This is a genomic window from Burkholderia sp. Ac-20392, assembly GCF_017104585.1.
Lineage (GTDB): Bacteria > Pseudomonadota > Gammaproteobacteria > Burkholderiales > Burkholderiaceae > Burkholderia > Burkholderia lata.
On sequence record NZ_JAAGPB010000014.1, the window covers coordinates 33343 to 55604 of the forward strand.

A 22262-nucleotide genomic window follows, 5' to 3' on the forward strand; every position below is an offset into this window, starting at 1 on the left:
TTGTGCGAGCTGAAGTTCGAGTGACTGGAAAGGTGCAGAGTAAGGTGACTGCACGGGTCGTTAAGATGTTCAAGCTTGAGGTTGAAGACGAAAAAGGTGGCTGGTTCGACCACGGACTGGAAATGCAGCAGCTCGGTGGCTGGTCCACGCCTTACGAGGTGAAGGCGCGGCTGCGTGTGGTATCGACCAGCCGCGAGTTTCAGGTTCGTCTAGACGAGCCGTTACAGATTCGGAATCAGTCGAATGCCGCGCAGGTTTTCCTGCGGCCGGTAGTCAGTTTGGCCTCAGAGGAGGGAGTTTCAAAGCCGCTTCTTGTCGGACAAAGTGTGGGATTTCAGAATCCGGCGCCACCGGCGCCAACCGACGATTCCATCGGTATGTACACGCTGTCGGTTTCCGCGTATCCCCCGGAGGGCGACTTCAAGAGTACGGCTGGCACGTATAGCGGCACGCTGTCTATGACTTTTGAGCCAATCATCACGATACCTGCTCGAATGCCGAGTGAATGATCTGCTCTTCGAAATCAGTTTTCGAATATTTTCCACTATGAAGAATCACATGGTTGTACGTGCTATCACAGTGTTGGTGGCCGGATGGTCGATTTCGGTGCCGATTTTCGGTGCGGTTGATCTGATTCCGAAGGAAATCGAGGTTCGTGATGAGGCAGTTTCAGCTCAGATAGTCAATAACGGTGATCACGCGGAATTCGTATCCATTTCCCTTGCGCATCTGCTCAATCCCGGCGTGCCACTTGCGGACGAAAAGATTGAGTCGGTCGGCGACATGGCGGAGCCTGCGCTGTATGTCTATCCGTTTCGTATGAGTATCGCGCCGGGGCAGCGTAAGACGATCACGTTAAAGCCACTAAAGTCAGTCGATTCGGAGGTAGTGTACCGGCTCGACGTGAAGCCGGTAATGAAGATGCTCGGACAGACTCGGCGCGATGTGAAAGGTAATGTCGCCGTCAATCTTGCGTTCAGTGGGCTGGTGCGTCAGTTGCCGGCCGAGGAAAGGGCAGCCCTATTGGTGACTTGCGATTCGACCGGGGCTCGGGTCACGTCCACAGGCAACATTCGTTACAACGTGAAGGGGGCGACAATCGACGGCCAGATGATGGATGATTTCAATGTCTATCCGGGCGTCTCGCGGCCACTGACGGGGCGCGTCGTGACTATTCCTGGACAACCCACGTGCCACGGTACTGCCACGGAATGACTACGCGCATTCCGCGATTCATATCTTGTGCAAAGCGAGAGGCGTCGGGGGGGCAAACAGCGGCCGATAATGTCCAAGATTGTGCGCAGGACGCGAACGTAGACTACAGCATGCTTGACGCCTTTGACGGATCCGAATATTGCGGTTCCCGTCGCGGGTGAATGATAGAGATAGCTGGTTAATGAGTCTGCCGGGCGGAGACCCAGTTGTAGCCATGATACGGGATGCGGCGTGACGGCGAAGTTGGTGCAGGAATCGGAGTTGGTTGATCCTGGAGCTAGGCACGGCTGAGACGATGAGTGTTTATCGTCGCAGCCGTAATGAGATACGAAATTAAGAGCCGTGATAGATCGTGTCGTTCAGGCGTTTAATCGTGCCGTCCTTCTCGGCTTTGATCAAGTCGTCGATGACCTCACGGCGTGTTAGCGCATGCTGCGGTTCTGGTGTGGCACTCTGCTGGATAGCGGGTTGTGCTGCGCAGTCGGTCGGAGGCGTTGTACAGGGGGAAGGCGTCGCAATTGCAGTTGAAGCGACGGCACTCAGGGTCAGTGCCGACAGTGCGAAATAAATGTTCAGAATTCTCTTGTTCATGATGTTGCTCCTACCTGGTTTCGATTCATGCAATAAGCAGTGCGATTTACTTTCTGCATGGACGAAATTCTATGGATGGCGGTCCATCATGAAAAATGCAAGTTTGTGAGATCAGCTATAACTTCAATGTATGGCATAACCGTGGAGGCGGTGCCATTCATCAGAGATCGCCGCCGTAGTTACATCGTCATTTCTCTGCGGCGCAGTGCTCGATCATCATCTCGCGGAAGCGTCTTGCGCTCGGGCTCAGCGTGCTGTCCTTGCGCCAGATCATCGTCAGGTCGCGCTCAATGATCAGATCGTCGACAGGCAGGCGCGCGAGCAGACCGGTTGCCAGTTCCGGCTCGATCGTCATCCGCGAAACCCACGCAATTGCGGTGCCCTGAACCAGCAACCTGTTCATCGCTTCGGCACTGCCGACCGACAGGCGCGGCGAGAATTCCAGCCCGCATCGGGCAAACGCCGCCTCGACGGCATTTCGAGTGCCGGAGCCGGGTTCGCGGGACAGCACGTCGTGACGCTCGATCTCATCGATCCCGATCTTGCGTTTGCGTGCGAGCGGATGGGACGGTGCGGCGACCGGAATGAGGGGGTCCTGGCCGAACAGCACCGAGTCGAAGGAGGCCGTGTCGTACGGACCTTCGACGAAGCCGAGCTGGCGGTCGTACGCCAGTACGGAGGCTTCGACCTGCTCGGTGTTCATTTCCATCACATCGATCGACACATTTTTGTACTGCTGACAGTACGCCTGCAGTACGGGCGGCAACAGATAGCTGCCGATCGTGCGGCTGGCCGCCAATTTAAGGTTGCCGCGCACGAGGCCCGAGAACTCGTCGAGCACGGCTTCCGCTTCGTCCGACAGGGAAAAGATGCGCACGGCGTAGTCGGCCAGTAATCGTCCTGCTTCGGTCGGGCTCATGCCCCGCGGGAGCCGATCGAACAGCGTGACGCCGACACGTTCCTCGAGTTCGCGAATTTCGCGGGTAAGCGCGGGCTGGCTGACGTGTAGCCGCGCGGATGCGCCGGTCACGCTACCTGCTTCGACCACCGCCAGAAAGGCGGCCAGATGAGTGAAGTTCATCGATGTATATAAAAAAAGTATGGCATCGATGATCTATATGTATTTTTAATATGTCAAGCGCATCGCTATCGTGACGTCACAGGTAGTCGATGGAGAACAGGATGAACAGATTGAATGTCAATGCAAGTGCCGCGCCGACGGGTTTCCTGTCGAATAAGGTCCGGCAGTTCACGCCCAACTGGTTCGCGGTCACCATGGGCAACGGTATCGTCGCGCTCGTGCTTGCGGCGCTGCCATTTCGCTTTTCCGGCCAACAGGGCCTTGCCACCGCGCTCTGGTGCGTCGACGTCGTGCTGTACGCCGTATGCGTCACGATGCTGCTGATGCGTGCGATCCGGTTTCCGGACACCATCCGGCCGATGCTGCACCACCCGTTGCAGTCGATGTTTCTCGGCGCGATCCCGATGGGGCTCGTGCCGCTCATCAACGGGCTCGTGCTGTTCGCCGCGCCGACGATCGGGCCGGCTGCCTATTCGATCGCGCAGGTGCTTTGGTACATCGATGCGTTGCTGGCGGTCGTGATCGCGATCGCGGTGCCGTACCTGATGTTTACCGAGCAGAGCCATGCATTCGAACGCGTCAGCGCCGTGCTGCTGCTGCCGCTCGTCGGCCCGGAAGTGACCGCGTCGAGCGGTGCGGTGATCGCCCCACACCTTGCGCTCGACGCCGCCCGCACGGTGATCGGCATCAGTTATGCGCTCTGGTCCATTTCGCTGGCGATGGCGTTCGCGGTGCTGACGCTCGTCTTTTTCCGCCTGGTCATTCACAAGCTGCCACACCGTGATCTCGCACCGTCGAGCTGGCTCACGCTCGGGCCGATCGGGACCGGCGCGCTCGGCATCCTCGGTCTCGGCAAGGTGGCGCCCGCCGCGTTCGACGGCAGTGCGTTCGCACCGCTCGCCGCACTCGCAAACGAACTCGGCGTGGCATGCGCGCTGCTGCTCTGGAGCGCCGGCATCTGGTGGTTCGTGATCGCCGTGCTGTTCACGCTGCGTTACCGCCGGGAAGGGATGCAGTTCAACCTCGGCTGGTGGGGCTTCACGTTCCCGCTCGGTGTGTACACGGCAGCCACCATCGGCCTGTATCGCGCCACCGATATGACGGTGTTCGCCGTGCTCGGTACGTCCTTCGCACTGTTGCTGTTCTGCTTCTGGGGAATGGTGGCAACGCGTACGCTGCGCGGCGTGTTGCAAGGGCGGCTGTTCCATGCACCGTGCCTCGCGACGAACAACTGAATCGTCATACGCCAATCTGATGCCGACGAGGATCATCGGGTCCGCGTCGAGGATCGAATCGATAAATTTAGGAACTCGAAATGAATATCATGAAGCCGGATGTAAAGCGAATCGCCGTGACGGGAGCCGCTGGAAATATTGCCTATTCGCTGCTGTTCCGAATCGCACGCGGTGACCTGTTCGGCAAGGATCAGCCGGTCATTCTGCAACTGCTCGACTTGCCGGAGGCCTACGGTGCGATGCAGGGCGTCGTGATGGAACTGCAGGATTGTGCGTTTCCGCTGCTGCGGCGCGTGGAAGTGGCCACCGATCCTTACGTCGCGTTCCGGGATGCCGATTGTGCATTTCTTATCGGATCCAAGCCGCGCGGGCGCGGCATGGAGCGTCGCGATCTACTGGCAGAGAACGCGGCGATCTTCCGGACGCAAGGCAAGGCGCTTAATGCCGTCGCGAGTCGCAACGTCAAGGCGCTCGTCGTCGGCAATCCGGCGAACACGAATGCGGCCATCGCGCGTCGTTTCGCGCCCGATCTACCTGATGACGCGATCACGGCCATGATCCGCCTTGATCACAACCGGGCGGTGTCGATGCTCGCTCAGCACTGCGCGATCGCGGTCAACGTGATCGGCAACATGATCGTCTGGGGCAACCATTCACCGACGATGTTTCCCGATTACCGGTATGCAAGGGTCGGCCGCTATCTCATCAAGGATCTGATCAATGACGAGAGCTGGTATCGGGAAATTTTCATTCCAAAGGTGGCCGGTCGCGGCACGGCCATTATCGAAGCGCGCGGCGCGTCGTCGGCGGCTTCCGCTGCGAATGCGGCGATCGACCAGATGCGCGACTGGGTTCTCGGCAGCGATGGCCGCTGGGTATCGATGAGTGTGCCGTCCGATGGCAGTTATGGCATTCCGCACGGGCTGATGTTTGGCGTGCCGGTGATCTGCCACAACGGCCGCTATGAGCGTGTCGAGGGGATTCTGATTGACGAGTTCTCGCGCCGCTGCATCGATCGGTCGGTGCGCGAGCTTCAGGACGAGGCTGCGATGGTCGACGCACTGCTCGTGGAGCTGTGAGGCAATAGATGCGCCTGGAATCGGGGCGAATCATGAGCAACCTACCCAGTCCAGCGTATCGAACACTCGCCACCGATGCAGATCAACACAATCTTGCGAACTTTCTGACTATTCAAATTTACCTGTGCCGGCTTATAGGCAAAGATCCACTGTCAATTCAATGGAGCAGTCATGTCGAATCAGATTCTGGTGGAGCAAGCAACAAACGTTAGCCCGATGCGAGCGGGTATCCGGGGCTGGATTGCAGTGGGTGCGCTGTCGATGGCCGTCTGCGTATGCGCGTTCGCTACGAACGCGCATGCCACGGTCGTCCCTTCGTTACTGACGTTTTCGAAAGCGTCGAACGATCTGCCGATCGTCATGCCGATCTGCTGCCAGCGGCGCGAGATCTGACTCGTTCGAACATCGGCGCGTTGCGCCGATGCTGCTTCAACGCAACAAGGAAGGACTTATGAATTTCACACTGGGCGTGCTGCTCAGCCTGTCGTTCATCATTACGGTGCTCGGGCTGTTCGTCTTCATCTGGGCACAATCGAGCGGCTTGCTGAAAATGGGACAGTCGGCCGCCTCGGTGATCTTCGCCGAAGGCGAGATCGGCCATGCTGAAACGTTCGCGGGCGTTTCGCCCGACAGCGGAGCCGGGGGCGACACGCATCCCGATTCCTCGGAACTCCGCGATCGAGTGTTAGCCGACCAGTCGAGCAGCGCGGCTGCGCTCGCATTTATTGCGTCGTCCGTGGGCTGGCTCTTGCTCGGATCCCTGTTCGGCATACTCGCCTCGCTCAATTTCCAGGTCCCCGACTGGTTGTCGGCTTCGCCACTGGTGACGTTCGGCCGCACGCGAATCGTGCACCTGAATATCGTGACCTACGGATGGGCGTCGATGGCCGGTATCGGCGTCGCGCTGTGGCTGCTGCCGCGTTTGCTGAAGACGCAGCTCGTCGGTGCGCGTTTCGCGATCGCCGGCTCCGTGCTGTGGAATCTCGGTGTGGCGATGGGTTGTGCGGCGATCCTGTTTGGCTGGAGCGACGGCCTCGAGTGGCTCGAAATCCCCTGGCAGATCGGCATCCTGCTCGCGATTGCGGGCGCGCTGGCCGCCGTGCCGCTGTTGCTGACCTTGCGGCATCGCAAGGTGGATCACCTGTACGTGTCGGTGTGGTATCTCGCTGCCGCGCTGCTCTGGTTCCCGATCCTGTATGTCGTCGCAAAAGTACCGCACGTGCATTTTGGTGTCGAGTCGGCCCTCGTCAACTGGTGGTTCGCGCATAACGTGCTCGGCCTCTGGCTCACACCGCTCGGTCTCGGTACCGCCTACTACCTGATCGCGAAGATCGTCGGCCGGCCGATTCACTCGTACAACCTGTCGCTGATCGGCTTCTGGGCGCTGGCCATGTTCTACAGCCAGGCCGGCGTGCACCACCTGATCGGCGGTCCGGTGCCGGAATGGATCGTGACGGTGTCGGTGGTGCAGAGCGTAATGATGGTCGTGCCGGTGATTGCCGTGGCGATCAACCACATGATGACCCTCAAGGGACATGGCGCGATCCTGAAGCAGTCGTATTCGCTTCGCTTCGTCGCGCTCGGATCGGCGCTGTACACATTGGTGTCGATGCAGGGCTCGCTTGAGGCGGTGCGTTCGTTCAATCGGATCGTGCATTTCACGCAGTACACGATCGCTCACGCGCACCTCGGCGTATACGGCTTCTACTCGCTGATCATGTTCGGTGCGATCTATTTCCTGATGCCTCGCGTCGCCGGGCGCGAATGGCCGAACCCGAAGCTGATCGCCTGGCACTTCTGGCTGGTCGTAGCGGGTATCGGCATCTACTTCGTGTCGCTCACCATCGGCGGTGTGTTGCAAGGGCTGGCGATGCTCGACCCGAAGCAGCCGTTCATGGCATCCGTGAACGTCACGCTGCCATATCTCGCTGCACGTACGGTGGGGGGCACTCTGATGACCATCGGCCACTGCGTGTTCGCGTATCACTTCTGCAAGCTTCTTGCGATGCGCACGGACAGTCGTTCCGTTCCGACCGTGACAGCTGACGCATCGTAATCGACGAGACTTCACATGAAACGAATCATGACCGTCATCATCGGGTCGCTGATCCTGATCGCGATCTCGATGGTTGTACTGATCGCGATGCCGTATCGCGAACTCGAGAAGGAAAAGGCACCGGAGAAGCTCAGTCCGTACACGCTGGCGCAACTCCGCGGCCGGGCAACCTATGTGTCGCTGGGCTGCGCAACCTGTCATTCTCAGCAACCGCGCCCGGCAGCGATGGGCCCGGATGCGCTTCGCGGCTGGGGGCGCGCGGCCGTGCCGAGCGACTATGTCTACGACTACCCGCACCAACTGGGCACGTCGCGCACCGGGCCGGATCTGTTCAACATCGGTGCGCGTCAGCCGAGCTTCGACTGGCAACTCGCCCACCTCTACCAACCGCGCGCGGTGACGCCAGGAAGCGTGATGCCGGCGTTTCCGTACCTGTTCAGAAATGTCGATACGCCGCTTGCAGGCGATACGGTGGTGAAGCTGCCGCCCGAGTTTTCTCCTGAACACGGGCAGATCGTCGCAACTCAGGAAGCACTCGATCTTGTCGAGTATCTGGTCGGATTGAATCACACGTATCCGGTCGAAAAAATCGAGAAGGAGGGCGGTGCGAAATGAGTATCGACGAGCACAAGAACGAAGCGGCCCGGCGCGAGAAGGCCGAGCCGACAGAGGGTACGAGGCCGGTGCCGTGGCTGTTCGTCGGCATCATCGCATGCCTCACTGCCTGGGGCGGCTTCACGCTGTATCACGGCTCGGGGCGGGAGCCCGATCAATCGCTGGCGTCCGGAAATCTGCCACAGGTGATCGACGGCGGTGTGTTGTATACCGCGCATTGCGCGGCGTGCCACCAGGCGGACGGTAAGGGCGTGGCCGGTGCGTTTCCGCCGCTTGCCGGGTCTGAATGGGTCAACGGCAAGCCGGACATGGTCGCGCGGATCCTGATGTTGGGGATAGAAGGCACGATCGGCGTGAAGGGCAGCCAGTACAACGGTTCGATGCCGGCATTCGGCAACACGCTGTCGGATGCCGAGCTGGTCGCGGTTGCCAATCATATCCGCACGGACTTCGGCAACGATGCGAAGCCGCCGCTCGACGCGCAGACGCTGAAAGCTGAACGCGAGAAACTGAAAGACCGGACCAAGCCGTGGAGCGGCGGTGCAGAACTCGGGAGTCCAGAATGAAGATTGCCGACCGGCAGAAGCCAGTGGCAACGACGGAAGCCGGGGGTAGCGCCGTGGTCGATGTACGCGGCATGTGGTGCCCGAGTTGCGCGAATGCCGTCGAGCGGGTCCTGGCTAGACAGCACGGCGTGCTCGACGCACGCGTGAGTTTCGCGGCCGAGGCTGCGCACGTGCAGTGGGACGCAACGCAGACGTCGCTCGCGACGCTGCTCGACGCCGTCGCCCGTCTTGGCTATACGGCAACGCTCGAAAGTACGAACCGCGACAGGCGGGCACATCTTGCCCGCGAAGCTGCGCGCGTGCGGATGCGGCTCATCGTCGCGATCGTGTTCGGCATGTGGGCGATGCCGGCGCAGTGGACGCTCTATCTCGACGCGCAGAACACGATCCCCGAGTCGATTCGGCTCGGGCTGGCGTGGTTTGCGGGCGCGACGACGCTACCGGTTCTGCTGTTCAGCGGCTGGTCGTTCCTGCGCGCCGCATGGCGCACGCTGCGTGCAGGCGCACCGGGGATGGACGTGTTGGTCGCCTGCGGCGCGACCATCGCATTCGGTCTGTCGGTGTGGCGATTGCTGACGGGTAGTTCGGACGTATTTTTCGACTCGACGGCGATGATCGTCACGCTGCTGCTGGCGGGGCGACTGATCGAGCACACGATTCGCGCACGCGCATCCGATGCGATGCAGGCGTTGCTGGCGCTGCCTGCGGAGACGGTGATGATGGTCGGGGACGATGGCAGCCAGCGCGAGGTGCTCGCGAAGCGTGCCGTGGCCGGGCAACGGTTCGTCCTTCGTCCCGGCGAGCGGGCGGCACTCGACGGGCGCATCGAGAGCGGCGTCTCGACACTCGATCGCGCGCTGCTGACGGGTGAATCGCAGCCGGTGGCGGTGTCTGCCGGCGATATGGTCGAAGCCGGCGTGCTGAACGGCACTGGCAGTCTGACGGTGCGCGTGACATCCGTCGTCGGAGAGCGCCGTGCCGACGCGATCGCGCAGACGTTGAGACGCATGCTCGCTCGCAAGACCTCGACGGATGCGCTCTCCGAGCGTTTCACGCGCTACTTCGTCCCGTTCATTTTCACGGCGGCTGCGGCGACGTGCGTCTATGGCGGATGGTCGGGCATCGGATGGGGTGCCGCGCTTGAGCATGCGATTGCCGTGCTCGTCATTACCTGCCCGTGCGCGCTGGGTCTCGCAACGCCGCTGGCTCTGATGGTTGGCGCAGGGCGTGCCGCACGCGCGGGCATCCTGTTTCAGGATGTCGAGGCGATCGAGCGCGCAGGCCGTATCGACGCCGTGTTCTTCGACAAGACCGGAACGTTGACGCTCGGTCAACCGCACGTCGTCAGCGTTCATCCGGAATCCGGCTCGTGCGAGGAGGCCGTGCTCGCCGCGGCGGCGATGGCCGAGCAAGGCAGCGAGCATCCGCTCGCGCGGGCGCTGCGCTGTGGCGTGAGCGATGTTGACGTGAGCGCAGGCGAAAGCGAAGCGATTCCCGGCATGGGCGTGGTGTGGCGCGGTGATGAGGGTACGCGCATTGTCGTTGGGTCGGGCGCGTTGCTCGCGCGGGAAGGCATCGCAGCCGCAGACCGGCCGGGTACCGAAGGTACGGTCGTTTTTGTTGCCCGGAATGGCCGATTGCTTGGCCACGTGGTGCTGTCAGATGCGCCGCGCGCGGATGCGTCCGCAGCGATCTCCGAGTTGCTTGCGCGACGTATCGAGGTTGGCATGCTGACCGGCGACCGCGCCGGGCCAGCGATCACAGTGGCCGATGCTGTTGGTTTGCCACGCGACTGCGTGCGGGCAGGCGTGAGCCCCGAGGAGAAGGCGGAAATCGTCGCGGATGCCCAAAAAGAGCGCCGAGTCGTCGCATTTGTCGGAGATGGGCTCAACGACGGGCCGGCGCTCGCGGCAGCCGATTACGGCATTGCCGTTCAAAGTGCTTGCGCGTCGTCGTCGGCCGCCGCGGCTGTCGTGCTCTCGCGCGGCGATGTTGGCCAGGTTGCCGACGCGATCTCGATCGGACAGCGCATCGCCCGCGTGATGCGCCAGAACCTCGGTTGGGCCGCCACTTACAACCTGATTGCACTGCCAGTCGCCATCGCAGGCTACGCATCGCCCGCGCTTGCTGCCGTGGCGATGGTTTGCAGTTCGGTATCCGTCACGCTCAACGCGTGCCGGCTGAACGCATTGCCACGGCGCCACCAACAGGAACGGGCTTCCCTGTCTCCGGCCGCGTTATCGGGATTCTATTCGAAACAGGATTGCACTCAATGAACAAGATGACATCGCGACTTTCCGTCACGGGGCGTCGCAAGTTTCTCGAGCGAATGTTCGGGCTCGGCCTCGCCGGGTTGGCAGGCGCCAACGCATGGGGCGCAGTCGAGAAAACGATCGAGCTGCCGTTCGGCAACGGGCGTCGAACGATTGCGGAAGGTTTTCCGCAGAAGGACGGCGTCATTCTGCAACGTACGCGCCCGCCGCTGCTGGAAACGCCGTTCGACGTGTTCGATCGGCACATTTTCACACCAAACGATAAGTTTTACGTACGGTGGCATATGGCCAATATCCCTTCGAGCGTCGATGTCACCAAGTTTCGTTTGAACGTACGGGGTCATGTGAAGCAGCCGGTGTCACTGACGCTAGACGACTTGATCCACGATTTCGAGCCTGTCGAGGTGGCGGCCGTCAACCAGTGCTCGGGCAACTCGCGCGGCTTCTATACGCCGCGCGTGCCAGGTGCGCAATGGGGGCACGGTGCGATGGGCAATGCGCGCTGGACTGGCGTCCGCCTCAAGGACGTGCTCGATCGCGTGGGGGTCCGGGCCGGCGCGGTACAGGTTCGGATGCACGGCATGGAATCGCCGGCGGCGCCGCAGACGCCTTACTTCAAGAAATCGCTGGCGATCGATCATGCGCTCGACGGGGAAGTGATCATCGCGTACCTGATGAACGGCGAACCGCTGCCGCTGCTGAATGGTTTTCCGCTTCGCGTGATTGCACCGGGGTGGTACGCGACGTACTGGATCAAGATGCTCTGCGATCTCGAAGTGCTCGACGAACCCGACGACAACTACTGGACCAAGAGTGCCTACCTGATTCCCGATACGCCGGGCGCGAACGTCAAGCCGGGCCAGACCGGCATGAAGATGATTCCTATCAACAAGATGGTGCCGCGCTCGTTCATCACGAGCGTCAAGGACGGAGATGTGTTGAAGCGGAACGTGCATACGGAAGTTCGCGGGTTTGCATTCGGCGGCGATTGCGGTCTCGCGAACGTGCGGATTTCGGCGGACGGCGGGCAGACCTGGATCGATGCGCGGCTCGATCGGGATTACGGGCAGTACAGCTTTCGCCGCTGGACGTTCGGCTTTACGCCGCCGGCCACGGGGCCGCTGGTGCTCATGGTTCGTGCCACGAATATGGCCGGACTCGCGCAGCCGATGCAATCGAACTGGAACAGTTCGGGTTTCATGCGCAACGGAGTCGAGTCCGTCGTGCTGCACGTTGCTTGAACGAGGAGGAACTGAACATGAATCGTCAAGCGCTTCGTCTCGCTTTGATGTGGGGTATTCCGATTGTCGCCGGGGTAGCGATCGCGGCTGCGTGGATGCCAACGGGCGGCTTTGATTGGCGGCGGCATCCGGAAAGGGTGGCGAAGATTCCGTCGGCGGATGTGACCTTACCGGTGAGTGCCGAGCGGTTTCCGCCCGGGCAGGGTTCGGATATCGCCAATGCGCAGTGTTTGATCTGTCATTCGACGGGGATGGTGACGCGTCAGCCGCCGTTGACCGAAAAGGAGTGGGCCACGATCAGCAACAAGATGCGGCTTTTTTATGGGGCGCCGTTGCCGGCTGATCAGGTCGAGGCGCTTGCGAAGTATCTGTACAGCATTAATGGGCGGAAGGAAGAGGGGAAGGGACCGTCGGTGGTGGATATGCAGGGGAGTTGAGCATACCGTCGAAGGGAGCGCTGCGAATAGACGCGGCGCTGTGTCAACAGCACGCCGGCATTGGCGCGGTGCGATTCTCCTCCGCGCATGGCGCCAACTGTCGGCAAGAGGTCAGCATGATGAAGAAAGGATGGGTTCGCACCGCGTTGATCGCGGCGCTTTTCGTTGTAATTCAGGGCAGACACGAGGCGCAGGCCGGCATTCGCACGCTCGACACGCCGGTACCTGTCAGCGTGCCGGCCGGCAAGATCGAAGTCGCCGAGTTCTTCCATTTCGGTTGCCGCTATTGCCGGCAGCTCGAACCGGCCCTCGCGACCTGGCGGAAAAAGCAGGGCGACAGGATCGTGTTCCGACGCGTGCCGGTTGCACCGGTTCCTCAGCTATTGCCGTACGCGAAGCTCTATCACGCGCTGATTGCATTGCGTCAGGAGGCGTTGATTCCGACCGTGTTTGACTCGATTCACATGAATGGCAACCGGTTGCTGACCAAGGAGCAACAGATGACGTTTGCTTCGACGCATGGCGTCGATCCGCAACGTCTTGCGGCCGCTCTCGATTCGCCTGCGACGCAACGGGCGTTGCAGGCGGATCGGCATGACTGGGAGACGTACCGCGTGCGTGCGGTGCCGATGTTGGCGGTGCAGGGAAAGTTTGTCCCGGAGCCTGGCGGAACGCCGGACGAGGTGGTCAGGATGCTCAATGAAATTACCGACCGGAAACTGTAACGGCGTAAGCAGCACACCATCGGTGCATTGAGTTTGAGCGCGAGAGCGTTTTCGCCGACTGCGCACCTGCGTCGTCGGCTCAAAGGCCGGTAGTACGTCAGACGGTTGTGCGGTATGGGGTTGCCGCGGGCCGTCAGCTCAGTGCATCGCGTGCTGGCCGCCCTATCGGCGCATGAACGACGCGTCAAAAGGTGGCGGGGGATGGTTTCGATTCGCCAGCGTCCAGCTGCGCTTGGACGAACAACCCCGACGCCGGCCCCACCGCTCAGGTGCTGAAGATATCGTCGATGCCGCGACGCGACTCATAAACGATCTGATAGAGATCCGCGTCGCGCTCGACGCCGAGCTTCTGCATCGCCCGTATCTTCTGTGCGCTGATAGTCTGCCGGGTGCGACTCAGCTGTAATGCGATCTCGGTGACCGATCGCCCGGACACATACAGACGCAGCACTTCGATCTCGCTCTTCGTAAGGCTCAGGTGACGGCGTCCGATGCGCTGCTCACGACGGGCAGACGACACCCGCGGTGACAGATACTCGGCATTCGCGAGCACCGCATAGACCGCCGAGATGAGGTGAGCGACATCGTCGGCCTTGTTCACGATCGCCTTGACGCCAAGTTTGAGCAGCTTGTTCGTCAGCCCGGCGCCGTCGAGGCCCGTGAACAGGATGATCCGTACCTCGGGAAAGTGGGCACGCAGATACGACAGCATCGCAAGTCCGTCGTTGTATTTGCCGTCCGGCATCGCGAAATCCGTTATAAGCAGATCGCATGGCTGGCTCGACAACAAAGTGACGATTTCGGTGGAGTTGCTGGCCGTTCCAGTCACACGAACTGGGCGGAGATTGTGCAACGTTGCTTCGATTCCAGCGAGAACCGCGGGATGATCGTCGGCGATCACGACGTTGAGGGTGGTGGTGGTCAGCATGAGCAGGTGTGCCTCGCTTGAGAGATGAATTCTCTTCGAATTTAGCGACGCGCTCGAATGCAGGGTTACATACTTGTCTTATTTCTGGGATCTTTTTATAGGACAAGTCTTATATCGGCGGACTGTCCGCCGGGAGCTCAGCTTTCGCCTGTCTGGCCAGCCGCCGCTAGCCCAGTTTCGTAAGCATATTGAAATAAATCGGCGTCGCGCTCGATACCTAGCTTTTTCATTGCCCGGACTTTCTGCGCACTGACCGTCTGCTTGGCCCGATTCAATCGAGCCGCGATTTCGCTGATTGACAACCCGGATGTGTAGAGACGAATCACCTCCGCCTCGCGCGGTGTCAGCGAAGGCACCGACTGCGGTGCGGATACAGGCGCCTGTGTACGCTCCTTGACGGTGGTCGAAAAATACGTGGCGCCCGCATGAACGGCATGAACCGCCGCGATCAGATGGCCGACGTCGTCGAGCTTACTGAGCACACCATGTACGCCGCCTTTGGCCATTTCCTGCAGCATCGCGGGATTGTCGATCGTCGTCAGGACGATTACCTTCATGTCTGGCCACGTACGCCGCAAATATTGAAGCAGCGGCAGCCCGTCGACGAACGTCCCACCCGGCATGGCATAGTCGGTGATCACCACGTCGCAAGGTGTGTTGGCCAGTAGCGCAATCAACTCGTCGGAGCGCGGAACTGTTCCGACGATCTCGATCGTGGGCGCGCGACCCAGTTCGTGGCGGACGCCCGACAGGACAGTCGGGTGATCGTCGGCCAGGACCACACGGATATTCATGTCGATGGGCTGCGTGCGAGTTCGTTAGTGCGTAGATCAGCCAGTTTACCCGATCGCGGAAGTCCGAAGGCATCTATTCTGGGCCGGCGGCGCTGGCGTTACACTCCACCATTCGAGTCACGTTTCACCGATTATCCATGCCCATTCTCAGACAGACACTGGACGAGCTTCTTCGCTACCACCGTCTTCTAATGGGCGGAGGCCGCTGGGCGGCCGCGGCGGTCGTGGTGCTCGCGCTATTTGCGGAAGTTGCGGTGCTGGTGCGCGGTTACATGACGGACGAGCGTCAGCGCTTCGCTGTGGCGCACCGTCTGGTGAGGGGGCGTGTCGCGGCGAACGAGCAGGCGTTCCTGAGTGGCTTGGTTCGTGCAGAGCTGTCGTCGGGCGACGAGCGCCCGGTGCCGCACAGTCTTGTTGAACGCTTCCGCGTGAACGGCAACCTGCTCAACTGGAAACCGTTCCCCGCCGAGAAACTGAAACTCATGATTGCCGCTGCGCCGGACGCGTCAATCGACGATGCGACAGTCGCGCGGTATTTTCAGTGCGCGACACAGATCTCACGCTCGAACATCGCAGCAGCGAAGGTGCTTGGGCGCCAGCCGACTCAATCGTTCTCGAGTCTCGATCGGCAGATTTTCGCGATCATGCCAGCTTCGGCGATCGTAGACCCCGAACGACTTTCCAGCGATGCCGGCCGCAATGCCTTCATGAAGGAACTGACCAGTGGAATCGGGCAACTGGCGGATGCCGCTCCGGCGAGTTCGAACGGCAGGTTGCCGAAGGCATCCTGGTCTCCTCATCCATATTTGCTTCCGCAAGGACAATCGACACTGACGTTGGCTGCGAAGGTGTCTGAAGGAGATTGCGCGGGGACAATTCTCGTCACCGAGGTAGACCCGGGAGATCTGATCTGGCCGCTGGTCGGTGGTGAGTACGGGGGCGTCTACGCGATCGTCGATGCCGACGGTGATATCGCCGCGACGGCGGCGCATTACGGCCCAGGGGGGCCGCTAAGGGATCTTTTGACTCGCTGGCGGCGTTCCGAGCATCCCGATCCGGACACGCTCCTGCAACAGCCCTACGATGGGCGCATGGTGCTGGCTCAGCAGCTTGGCGACACGGGCTACACGCTCGTCTATACATACTCGTGGCATGACGTGCTCGCGGCGATTCGGAACAGGACATTGGCGACTGCGTTCGTGCTCGCGGTCATCCTTGCCGTGATTTGGCTGCTGCTCTTCCTGCTGGACCGCCGCGTATTCTTGCCGATGTACGCGCGATCCGAGCGAGTGTTCGAGAGCGAGCGGCTGAGCAGAACCGTGATCGAAACGGTTCCCGTAGGCATCGGTCTGGTGTCGATCGGCACGGGTGAGCTGCTGCATGGCGGCTCGTCGCTGGTGGCGCTGGCCGAGCAGATTGACGGTGGTATGGGGCGCCTGCTGGCGGAGCTGGCGACACGCTATGCCCGGCGGCTGGCCGCCTACCGCGATGCGGCGGCGGAGTTGGTATTTGTCGAGGATGTCACGCTGCCGACTTGCGACGACGGGGAGATTGCGCTGCAGGCCCGCTTTGCAGTAGGTCGCTATCTTGGCGACGACGTGCTGATTGCTGCGTTTGTCGATATGAGTGCGAGTCAGCGGCTCGCACGGCAATTACGAGACTCGAAACGTGCGTCCGACCAGGCGAATGCCGCGAAATCCGCGTTCCTGGCAACGATGAGCCATGAAATCCGTACGCCTCTGAACGCAATCCTTGGCAACCTCGAACTGTTTGCCCATTCTCCACTGAGCCCGTTGCAGCGTGACCGGCTCCAGAGCATCCGAGCGTCGTCGAACGGGTTGCTCGCGATCATCCAGGATGTGCTCGATTTCTCGAAGATCGAAGCCGGCGAGATGCAACTGGAGCATATCCCATTCAACGTCGCCGACGTAGCGACGCGGGCGTTGATGATGTTCGCCCCGGTCGCACAGGCGAAAGGCATTGTCCTGTACGGCGCGTTTGGAGCGTCGATCGATGAATCGATGCGCGGTGATCCGGTGCGCATCTCACAGATCGTACACAACCTGCTGTCGAATGCGATCAAATTCACAAACGAGGGCAAAGTCGTACTAAGTGTCGGGACCCACGCGCCGGACTATGACACCGCGGCCGATGGCATGCTGATTGTCGAAGTCGCGGATACAGGAATTGGCATCGATGTGACACAGCGCGAGAACCTATTCGATGCATTCGTTCAAGCCGATTCGTCGATCACGCGGCGTTTCGGTGGCACGGGGCTTGGTCTCGCACTTTGCCAGCGCCTCACCCGGGAAATGGGCGGTACGATTGGCGTTGACGGTGAGAAAGGGAAGGGTAGTCGCTTCACTGTCAGGTTGCCGCTCGATCGCGTGACGCCGGCCAATGGCCGCATGATGACTGATGCTCGACCGTTTGCCGGTGCACGCCTGGTTTTCGTTGCCGGCGCCGACGAATGGCACGCTTATGCCGTTCCGCTGCTCTCCGCATGGGGAGCGGAAGTCAGCACGGCTCACCATCCGGATGTGGTTCGAAGCGACAGCGGCCGCGTACTGATACTTTGTGGCGATCGGAGCGCATGGTCGGCCGACAGCGAGAATCGACTCGTCGAGGAATGGCCAGTCGTCGTTCATTGCACTGTGAACGGCCCGCAGCAGCCGCTGCAGGTGGGCCGCATTCTGACCGTGTCGTGCTATGCGCCGGCGGGCTTACAGGCGGCACTTGCATATGCTTTGAACGGCGTGCCGTTGGCACCGCTCGACAGTCCGGCAAATCGCGGCGGAACTGATGACGCCGATTCGATGCCCCGACTGGGTCTGCATGTGCTGGTCGCTGAAGACAACGAGGTGAACCAGCAATTGATCGTTGAACAGCTGTCGATGCTCGACTGCACGGCGACGGTCGCGGCTGACGGGGTTGATGCTTTGCAGATTCTGTCGGACACGAGTTTCGATATCGTGCTGACCGATCTGAACATGCCGCGTCTCGATGGTTACGTGCTCGCGGAAATCATGCGGGAGCGCTGGCCGCACACGCCACTCGTTGCCGTCACTGCGGATGCGACGGCCGACGAACGGCGCCGTTGCGCGGAACTGGGCATTCGCGCTGTCGTGTCGAAGCCACTGTCGCTCGGCAGCCTCGCGCGCGTCCTTTCGCGGACCATCGAATGGAACGGCGGGCAGCCTGCCTTTGGCGCTGCGTCAGACACGCTGCTGGGCGATCGAACAATGCCGCCTGAAGTCGTTGATGCGTTTCATCGCGGATGTGCGAAGTCGATTGATGCGTTGCGCGATGCGCTGACACGGGGCGACAAGCGAACGACGCTGTCACAACTGCATGCATTGAAAGGAGCGTTGGGCATATTCCAGCAACACGAACTAGCGCAGTATTGCAGCGATCTCGAGCGGCGGATCAAGTCGCGCGGGTTCGACGATTCGCGCGATGCGCTGCGTACGCTGCTTGATCGCCTGGTCGCCCTAAGAGCAGAGCAGTTGAGGCGATAGCGGCGGGATGGCTGATGCGTGGAGAGAGGCGACAGGCCAACGTGGCTCAAGAGGAGGCGAATCTTCTGGAGCTCGAGCTTTTGTGCATAAACCGAAGGCGGTCGAGCTGGCAATGTCTCATTGCATGGGACGTTGACTGGTGTTCACAAAGGGCAATCGGACATTCGTACGTTCGCATGTATCGACCCCTGTCTCGATCAGGGTACTTCGAACGGCCTTCGACATGCTTCTTCCTGGCGGTCACTTCCGACCCGAGGTGCGGTGTGTCTGCCCTTGGGGCATCGTGGGGGTAACCTACGAGCGCCCACCGGTCCGTGCGCTCGCGGCCGCGTTGATGGCCGCCCGTGCATCGAGCAGGCCCCGTCCGGCAGGAATCACCCGGCAGGAGCGCGTCGTCTTGGCGACTTCCGGGAACCGCGCGGTGCGCTTCAGGATGTCCGCGATATCGCGCGGCGACAAGCTCGGGTTGACCGCAAGCATGAGCGACACCACGCCGGACACCTGTGGCGTCGCGAAACTCGTACCGCTCGCAATCCCCAAACTGGCCGCGCCAGGTGCGCGGGCGCCGTCGTTGGCCAGCGAATAAATGCCTACGCCCGGCGCGCTCAGCGTCACTGCCGGATGCGTGTTGCTGTCGAATGCGCGACGGCCGGTGTTGTCGCTCGCCCCGACCGAAATCACTCCACGGCAGTTGGCAGGCATGTCGATCGCATTGCTGCCGCCGTTGCCGGCGGCTGCCACGACGGTCACGCCTTTTGCGAGCAGATCGTCGACCGCATCCTGGAACGCGCGGCTGCACGTGCCGGCCGAGCCGAGGCTGAGGTTCACGACCCGCGCGGGATGCGGATTCAACGGCACGCCGGCGACGGGCAGGCCCGCGGACCAGCGCATGCCGTCGACGACGTCGCTCGTCGGGCCGCCGCCCTTGCCGAGCACGCGGACCGGCAGGAGCCCGCCATACCAGTTGATCCCGGCGATGCCGATGCCGTTGTTCGCCGCGGCGCCGATGATGCCCGCGACGCGCGTGCCGTGCCAGCTGCTGTCCTGCATGGGCCATCCCTGGAACGGTCCGCCAGCCGACACATCTTCGGGCGAAATCCAGTCGCCCGGATCATCGGCGCGCGGCCCGCGGGGTACGCCATTGGCGGCGACTGCGCTGCTAACGAAGCTGTATCCGGGCAGCAGGTTCGCCGCCAGCTCCGGATGGGCCGTGACGCCGGTGTCGATCACTGCGGTGACAATCTCCCGCTTGCCCTGCGTGATGTCCCACGCGCCGGGCATGCGAATCGACACGTCGCCGTCGTGCAGATGCCATGTGTCCCGGTAGTGCGGATCGAGCGGCTCGGCGCTGGCGCGCACCGGCATATCCGGTTCGGCGTACTCGACTTCCGGATCGCGCATGAGTTCGGCCGCCAATGCGGCAGCGGACGCCGACGTGCCGCTCGCGGTCAGGACCGCGCTGCCGCCGGACATCAGCCGCTTGACGTCGAGCCGCACCGGAAGCCCGCGCGGTGCGTTCGCGCTGCTGCGTGCATTGATGCGATCGACGACACGGGTGAGCGCGGCGACGTCGGCCGTGGCGTCGCGCGGCCCGAGGCCGAATGCCGAAGCGCTACCGGACGATGACGTTCGAAGTTTCACGACCAGCTGATTCGTCTTCACGTTCAATGCGGGCCCGTCCGCTGCCACCATCGACGTGTCGTCGGCGTAGCACTGCTGGTGCCACGTGTCGTCATCGGCGTGGCCACCGGAACCGTTGCCGGGTTCGGACGGTTCATGAATGGAGGAATCGTCGACCGCGCCGGGCGAACCGTCCGGGTTGCCGCCGTCGCCGCCACCACCACCGCATGCAACCAGCAATGCCGGAAGCAACGAGATGGTCATGCCTTTCATCGTGTGAGACTGCATCAAGCGATTAAATAAGGTATCCATATCGTTTCCTTCGGTAGTGGTGGATTGAAAAACGGTTCTCGCGCGAAGATCGCCCGAGACAGGCGTGTTGCCGTGAAGATGAGCGCGCAAACGCGGCTTGATCCGGGGCAGGGTATTGGGTACACCAGCGTGTCGGCGCTCGTGTGCTGCCGCCCCGTTCAACGTTCGGAAGGCCGCGCATGGCTTCGCGAATGTGTCGACGGATTTCGCGATTGCACCTGCGCGACGGCGCATCGTGGTGTCGGGTCGAAATCGCGGGTGCCGCGAAGCGATCGGGCTTGCCGCGGCAAGCGATCAAACTCCCGAGCGTCGGTGTGGCGACCGGACGGAACGGCACATGGCCGGGACAGCTCGGCGTTCAGTCGGGCGACGAAAGGACGCGGCGACGGGCCAGCCTACGCGGCTGGCATCCATGACATGGCCCTGCGGCGATCAACGAGTGGCACGTGATGCGGCAATCGAGGGGCAGGTGCCCGTCATGCGTGCGGTGCTTTGACTTGACCGATCGATGCGCTCGAGGGCCTTCGGCGCGTTCGGCCAGCGGGAGGGTTAGGTTGATCTCTGCGCGACTCGGTGGTACATCGGTCGTGCAGTAACGACAGCCCGAAGTATGCTTGAGCGAGCCGGTCGCGGGTATAGGACGCGTCCTAAATTCGAACGCGATTTTCAAGCGACCGACGTCATCGCCAGGCGCGGATGTCCAGCATCACACAACGATCCCATCCGGACCAACCGTACCGTGACGGCATTGAGGATGTCTTGGACCATCCGAAGAAGGTGCGTAGTTTTTGGAGGGCTTCGTCCATCGCGTCGCCTTGTTCAAGCAACTGATGAAGTCGCATCACGGCGCATGTATGGCGCAGGTCGTGTGGTGTGATGGATCTTTTGCCCGTTCGATCTTTCAGTTCCTTCAAAACTGAAAGGGGCAAGCGGAGCGAGATCTGCGCAAATATCTTTGATACCTTCGGCGGACGCTGTCGGCGCGGAACCCACAAGCCAGCGTCCGTCATCAGCCTCCTGACCGTTTCCTTGGCCAACCGAATGCCGTGGCATTCCCAGAGCTTCTCGCAGGCCAGCGTCGGCCCGAAATCGGCGTAGCGGTCGCGGATGATCGATAGCGCCCGGTCAGCAGCTCCCGGGTCGAGACGGCGGTTGCCGGGCTTCGCTCGGTGTCCCGACACCAGTCCCGCCGGGCCGTGCTCACGTAGCCGGGCAACCAGCCGGCGAACCTGTCGCGTCGTCAACTCCAGCCGTTCTGCCGCACGCCATGGCTTGAGCTTGCCGTCGGCTACGTCCTGGATGACCTTGAATCGGTCCAGCTCGCGCATCGCCATCGTGATCCGTTCCGTTGCAGCCATCGCAGCCTCCGGCGCCGGACAAACGGCGGCCGGACAGCTTACGCGGCCCGAAAGCGGACATTTCAATCTAGCTACTACAGCACATGTCATACCCGGATTCAGATGTCGTAGCGCCAGCTAAATACAGATGTCGCATGTTTCATCGGTTTTCCGCCCTTCAGCGTTGAAGCGCCGAGCTTGAAGCAGCAGGGCGCTTGCGTTCACCCGCGGGCCTTGGCAGACCGTCGGTTCGATTCTGCTTGAGATGTAACCTGCAGAATCGCTGCATCCATGTCTGCCACCGTGAACCGGCGTGGCTTCTTCGTACCGGATTGCGCTTCGTTCGCTCGTACCGGAAGCCCTCGATGCGTTCGCGATGGCGCAGTTCCGATCCGCCGGCTGTCGCGCTGCGCCTGAAACGCTTGCGCCACTTGCAACGCATGACTCAGGCGCTTGTGGTCCACGATTGCACCTTGATCGACTTCAGCCAGTCGGTCATAGGATTGGGCCGGTAACCGTCCGGTTGCATCGTCGATGAACACCAACAGCGTGCAAGCTGGCGCACGGTCCTCGAACCAACGGTGGTCACTACCGTCGATCTGAATCAACTCCCCGAGGCATGCACGGCGGTTGCGCGGT

Annotated in this window: 18 protein-coding genes and 2 pseudogenes; 13 read left to right on the forward strand and 7 right to left on the reverse strand. The window is 61.6% G+C overall.

All coding sequences use genetic code 11. The features are described 5' to 3' along the window. Positions 1–65 precede the first annotated feature (65 nt). Together G3N99_RS03720 and G3N99_RS03725 are read left to right on the forward strand one after the other, a co-directional pair. Positions 66–509 (forward strand): hypothetical protein, encoded by a 444-nt coding sequence (locus G3N99_RS03720; protein ID WP_241011455.1) that lies wholly within the window; start codon positions 66–68, stop codon positions 507–509. Beyond that, positions 502–1215, forward strand: a complete 714-nt coding sequence (locus G3N99_RS03725; protein WP_346778464.1) for a hypothetical protein — start codon at positions 502–504, stop codon at positions 1213–1215. Before G3N99_RS03720 ends, G3N99_RS03725 begins: the two co-directional genes overlap by 8 nt. Positions 1216–1548: 333 nt before the next feature. Here G3N99_RS03725 and G3N99_RS03730 read toward each other — a convergent pair whose 3' ends face one another. Next, entirely contained in the window at positions 1549–1806 is a 258-nt protein-coding gene (locus tag G3N99_RS03730; RefSeq protein WP_206121695.1) for a DUF4148 domain-containing protein, read from the reverse strand. Positions 1807–1993: 187 nt separating this feature from the next. Next, entirely contained in the window at positions 1994–2887 is an 894-nt protein-coding gene (locus tag G3N99_RS03735) for a LysR family transcriptional regulator (protein WP_206121696.1), read from the reverse strand. Positions 2888–2988: 101 nt separating this feature from the next. Here G3N99_RS03735 and G3N99_RS03740 point away from each other — a divergent pair, with 101 nt between their 5' ends. The 10 genes from G3N99_RS03740 to G3N99_RS03785 all read left to right on the forward strand — a co-directional run bounded on the left by G3N99_RS03740 (position 2989) and on the right by G3N99_RS03785 (position 13114). Then, entirely contained in the window at positions 2989–4122 is a 1134-nt protein-coding gene (locus G3N99_RS03740) for a TDT family transporter (protein WP_206121697.1), read from the forward strand. 89 nt (positions 4123–4211) lie between these two features. Further along, a complete protein-coding gene (locus G3N99_RS03745; RefSeq protein WP_206121711.1) occupies positions 4212–5201 on the forward strand; it encodes a malate dehydrogenase in 990 nt (329 codons plus the stop codon). A 171-nt stretch (positions 5202–5372) separates the two neighbouring features. Further along, the gene (locus G3N99_RS03750; RefSeq protein ID WP_206121698.1) at positions 5373–5594 is read left to right on the forward strand and encodes a hypothetical protein; all 222 of its coding nucleotides are present in this window, start codon (positions 5373–5375) and stop codon (positions 5592–5594) included. 58 nt (positions 5595–5652) lie between these two features. Then, positions 5653–7257, forward strand: coding sequence for a cbb3-type cytochrome c oxidase subunit I (locus G3N99_RS03755; RefSeq protein WP_206121699.1), 1605 nt, complete (start codon positions 5653–5655; stop codon positions 7255–7257). A gap of 15 nt (positions 7258–7272) precedes the next feature. Beyond that, entirely contained in the window at positions 7273–7872 is a 600-nt protein-coding gene (locus G3N99_RS03760) for a cbb3-type cytochrome c oxidase subunit II (RefSeq protein WP_206121700.1), read from the forward strand. Continuing rightward, positions 7869–8438, forward strand: coding sequence for a cytochrome c (locus G3N99_RS03765; RefSeq protein WP_206121701.1), 570 nt, complete (start codon positions 7869–7871; stop codon positions 8436–8438). The genes G3N99_RS03760 and G3N99_RS03765 overlap by 4 nt, the downstream gene beginning before the upstream one ends. Beyond that, positions 8435–10714, forward strand: a complete 2280-nt coding sequence (locus G3N99_RS03770; RefSeq protein WP_206121702.1) for a cation-translocating P-type ATPase — start codon at positions 8435–8437, stop codon at positions 10712–10714. The genes G3N99_RS03765 and G3N99_RS03770 overlap by 4 nt, the downstream gene beginning before the upstream one ends. 53 nt (positions 10715–10767) lie before the next feature. Beyond that, positions 10768–11952 (forward strand): molybdopterin-dependent oxidoreductase, encoded by a 1185-nt coding sequence (locus G3N99_RS03775; RefSeq protein WP_241011456.1) that lies wholly within the window; start codon positions 10768–10770, stop codon positions 11950–11952. A 17-nt stretch (positions 11953–11969) separates the two neighbouring features. Beyond that, a complete protein-coding gene (locus G3N99_RS03780; protein ID WP_241011457.1) occupies positions 11970–12389 on the forward strand; it encodes a cytochrome c in 420 nt (139 codons plus the stop codon). 116 nt (positions 12390–12505) lie between these two features. Continuing rightward, on the forward strand, positions 12506–13114 hold the full coding sequence (locus G3N99_RS03785; protein WP_206121703.1) for a thiol:disulfide interchange protein DsbA/DsbL: 609 nt from the start codon (positions 12506–12508) through the stop codon (positions 13112–13114). Positions 13115–13379: 265 nt separating this feature from the next. Here the strand turns inward: G3N99_RS03785 and G3N99_RS03790 are convergent, their stop codons facing one another. Together G3N99_RS03790 and G3N99_RS03795 are read right to left on the reverse strand one after the other, a co-directional pair. Then, a complete protein-coding gene (locus tag G3N99_RS03790; RefSeq protein WP_206121704.1) occupies positions 13380–14042 on the reverse strand; it encodes a response regulator transcription factor in 663 nt (220 codons plus the stop codon). 137 nt (positions 14043–14179) lie between these two features. Next, positions 14180–14836, reverse strand: coding sequence for a response regulator transcription factor (locus tag G3N99_RS03795; RefSeq protein WP_206121705.1), 657 nt, complete (start codon positions 14834–14836; stop codon positions 14180–14182). A gap of 137 nt (positions 14837–14973) precedes the next feature. On the opposite strand from G3N99_RS03795, the gene G3N99_RS03800 reads away from it, so the two are divergent. Continuing rightward, complete coding sequence (locus G3N99_RS03800; RefSeq protein ID WP_206121706.1) at positions 14974–18354, forward strand: hybrid sensor histidine kinase/response regulator; 3381 nt, start codon at positions 14974–14976, stop codon at positions 18352–18354. A 294-nt stretch (positions 18355–18648) separates the two neighbouring features. Here G3N99_RS03800 and G3N99_RS03805 read toward each other — a convergent pair whose 3' ends face one another. The 3 genes and pseudogenes from G3N99_RS03805 to G3N99_RS03820 form a co-directional block, all read right to left on the reverse strand. Beyond that, a complete protein-coding gene (locus G3N99_RS03805; protein WP_241011458.1) occupies positions 18649–20376 on the reverse strand; it encodes a S8 family peptidase in 1728 nt (575 codons plus the stop codon). 869 nt (positions 20377–21245) lie between these two features. Next, positions 21246–21644 (reverse strand): annotated as a pseudogene (locus tag G3N99_RS03815) (helix-turn-helix domain-containing protein); the annotation flags it as partial. A gap of 200 nt (positions 21645–21844) precedes the next feature. Continuing rightward, positions 21845–22262, reverse strand: a pseudogene (locus G3N99_RS03820) (hypothetical protein); the annotation flags it as partial.

What these genes read in the sequence shown, in the direction of transcription:
- G3N99_RS03720 (WP_241011455.1), top strand. Translation starts at nt 66, where the DNA reads ATGTTCAAGCTTGAGGTTGAAGACGAAAAAGGTGGCTGGTTCGACCAC.
- G3N99_RS03730 (WP_206121695.1), bottom strand. Translation starts at nt 1,806, where the DNA reads ATGAACAAGAGAATTCTGAACATTTATTTCGCACTGTCGGCACTGACC.
- G3N99_RS03735 (WP_206121696.1), bottom strand. Translation starts at nt 2,887, where the DNA reads ATGAACTTCACTCATCTGGCCGCCTTTCTGGCGGTGGTCGAAGCAGGT.
- G3N99_RS03740 (WP_206121697.1), top strand. Translation starts at nt 2,989, where the DNA reads ATGAACAGATTGAATGTCAATGCAAGTGCCGCGCCGACGGGTTTCCTG.
- G3N99_RS03745 (WP_206121711.1), top strand. Translation starts at nt 4,212, where the DNA reads ATGAAGCCGGATGTAAAGCGAATCGCCGTGACGGGAGCCGCTGGAAAT.
- G3N99_RS03750 (WP_206121698.1), top strand. Translation starts at nt 5,373, where the DNA reads ATGTCGAATCAGATTCTGGTGGAGCAAGCAACAAACGTTAGCCCGATG.
- G3N99_RS03755 (WP_206121699.1), top strand. Translation starts at nt 5,653, where the DNA reads ATGAATTTCACACTGGGCGTGCTGCTCAGCCTGTCGTTCATCATTACG.
- G3N99_RS03760 (WP_206121700.1), top strand. Translation starts at nt 7,273, where the DNA reads ATGAAACGAATCATGACCGTCATCATCGGGTCGCTGATCCTGATCGCG.
- G3N99_RS03765 (WP_206121701.1), top strand. Translation starts at nt 7,869, where the DNA reads ATGAGTATCGACGAGCACAAGAACGAAGCGGCCCGGCGCGAGAAGGCC.
- G3N99_RS03770 (WP_206121702.1), top strand. Translation starts at nt 8,435, where the DNA reads ATGAAGATTGCCGACCGGCAGAAGCCAGTGGCAACGACGGAAGCCGGG.
- G3N99_RS03775 (WP_241011456.1), top strand. Translation starts at nt 10,768, where the DNA reads ATGTTCGGGCTCGGCCTCGCCGGGTTGGCAGGCGCCAACGCATGGGGC.
- G3N99_RS03780 (WP_241011457.1), top strand. Translation starts at nt 11,970, where the DNA reads ATGAATCGTCAAGCGCTTCGTCTCGCTTTGATGTGGGGTATTCCGATT.
- G3N99_RS03785 (WP_206121703.1), top strand. Translation starts at nt 12,506, where the DNA reads ATGATGAAGAAAGGATGGGTTCGCACCGCGTTGATCGCGGCGCTTTTC.
- G3N99_RS03790 (WP_206121704.1), bottom strand. Translation starts at nt 14,042, where the DNA reads ATGCTGACCACCACCACCCTCAACGTCGTGATCGCCGACGATCATCCC.
- G3N99_RS03795 (WP_206121705.1), bottom strand. Translation starts at nt 14,836, where the DNA reads ATGAATATCCGTGTGGTCCTGGCCGACGATCACCCGACTGTCCTGTCG.
- G3N99_RS03800 (WP_206121706.1), top strand. Translation starts at nt 14,974, where the DNA reads ATGCCCATTCTCAGACAGACACTGGACGAGCTTCTTCGCTACCACCGT.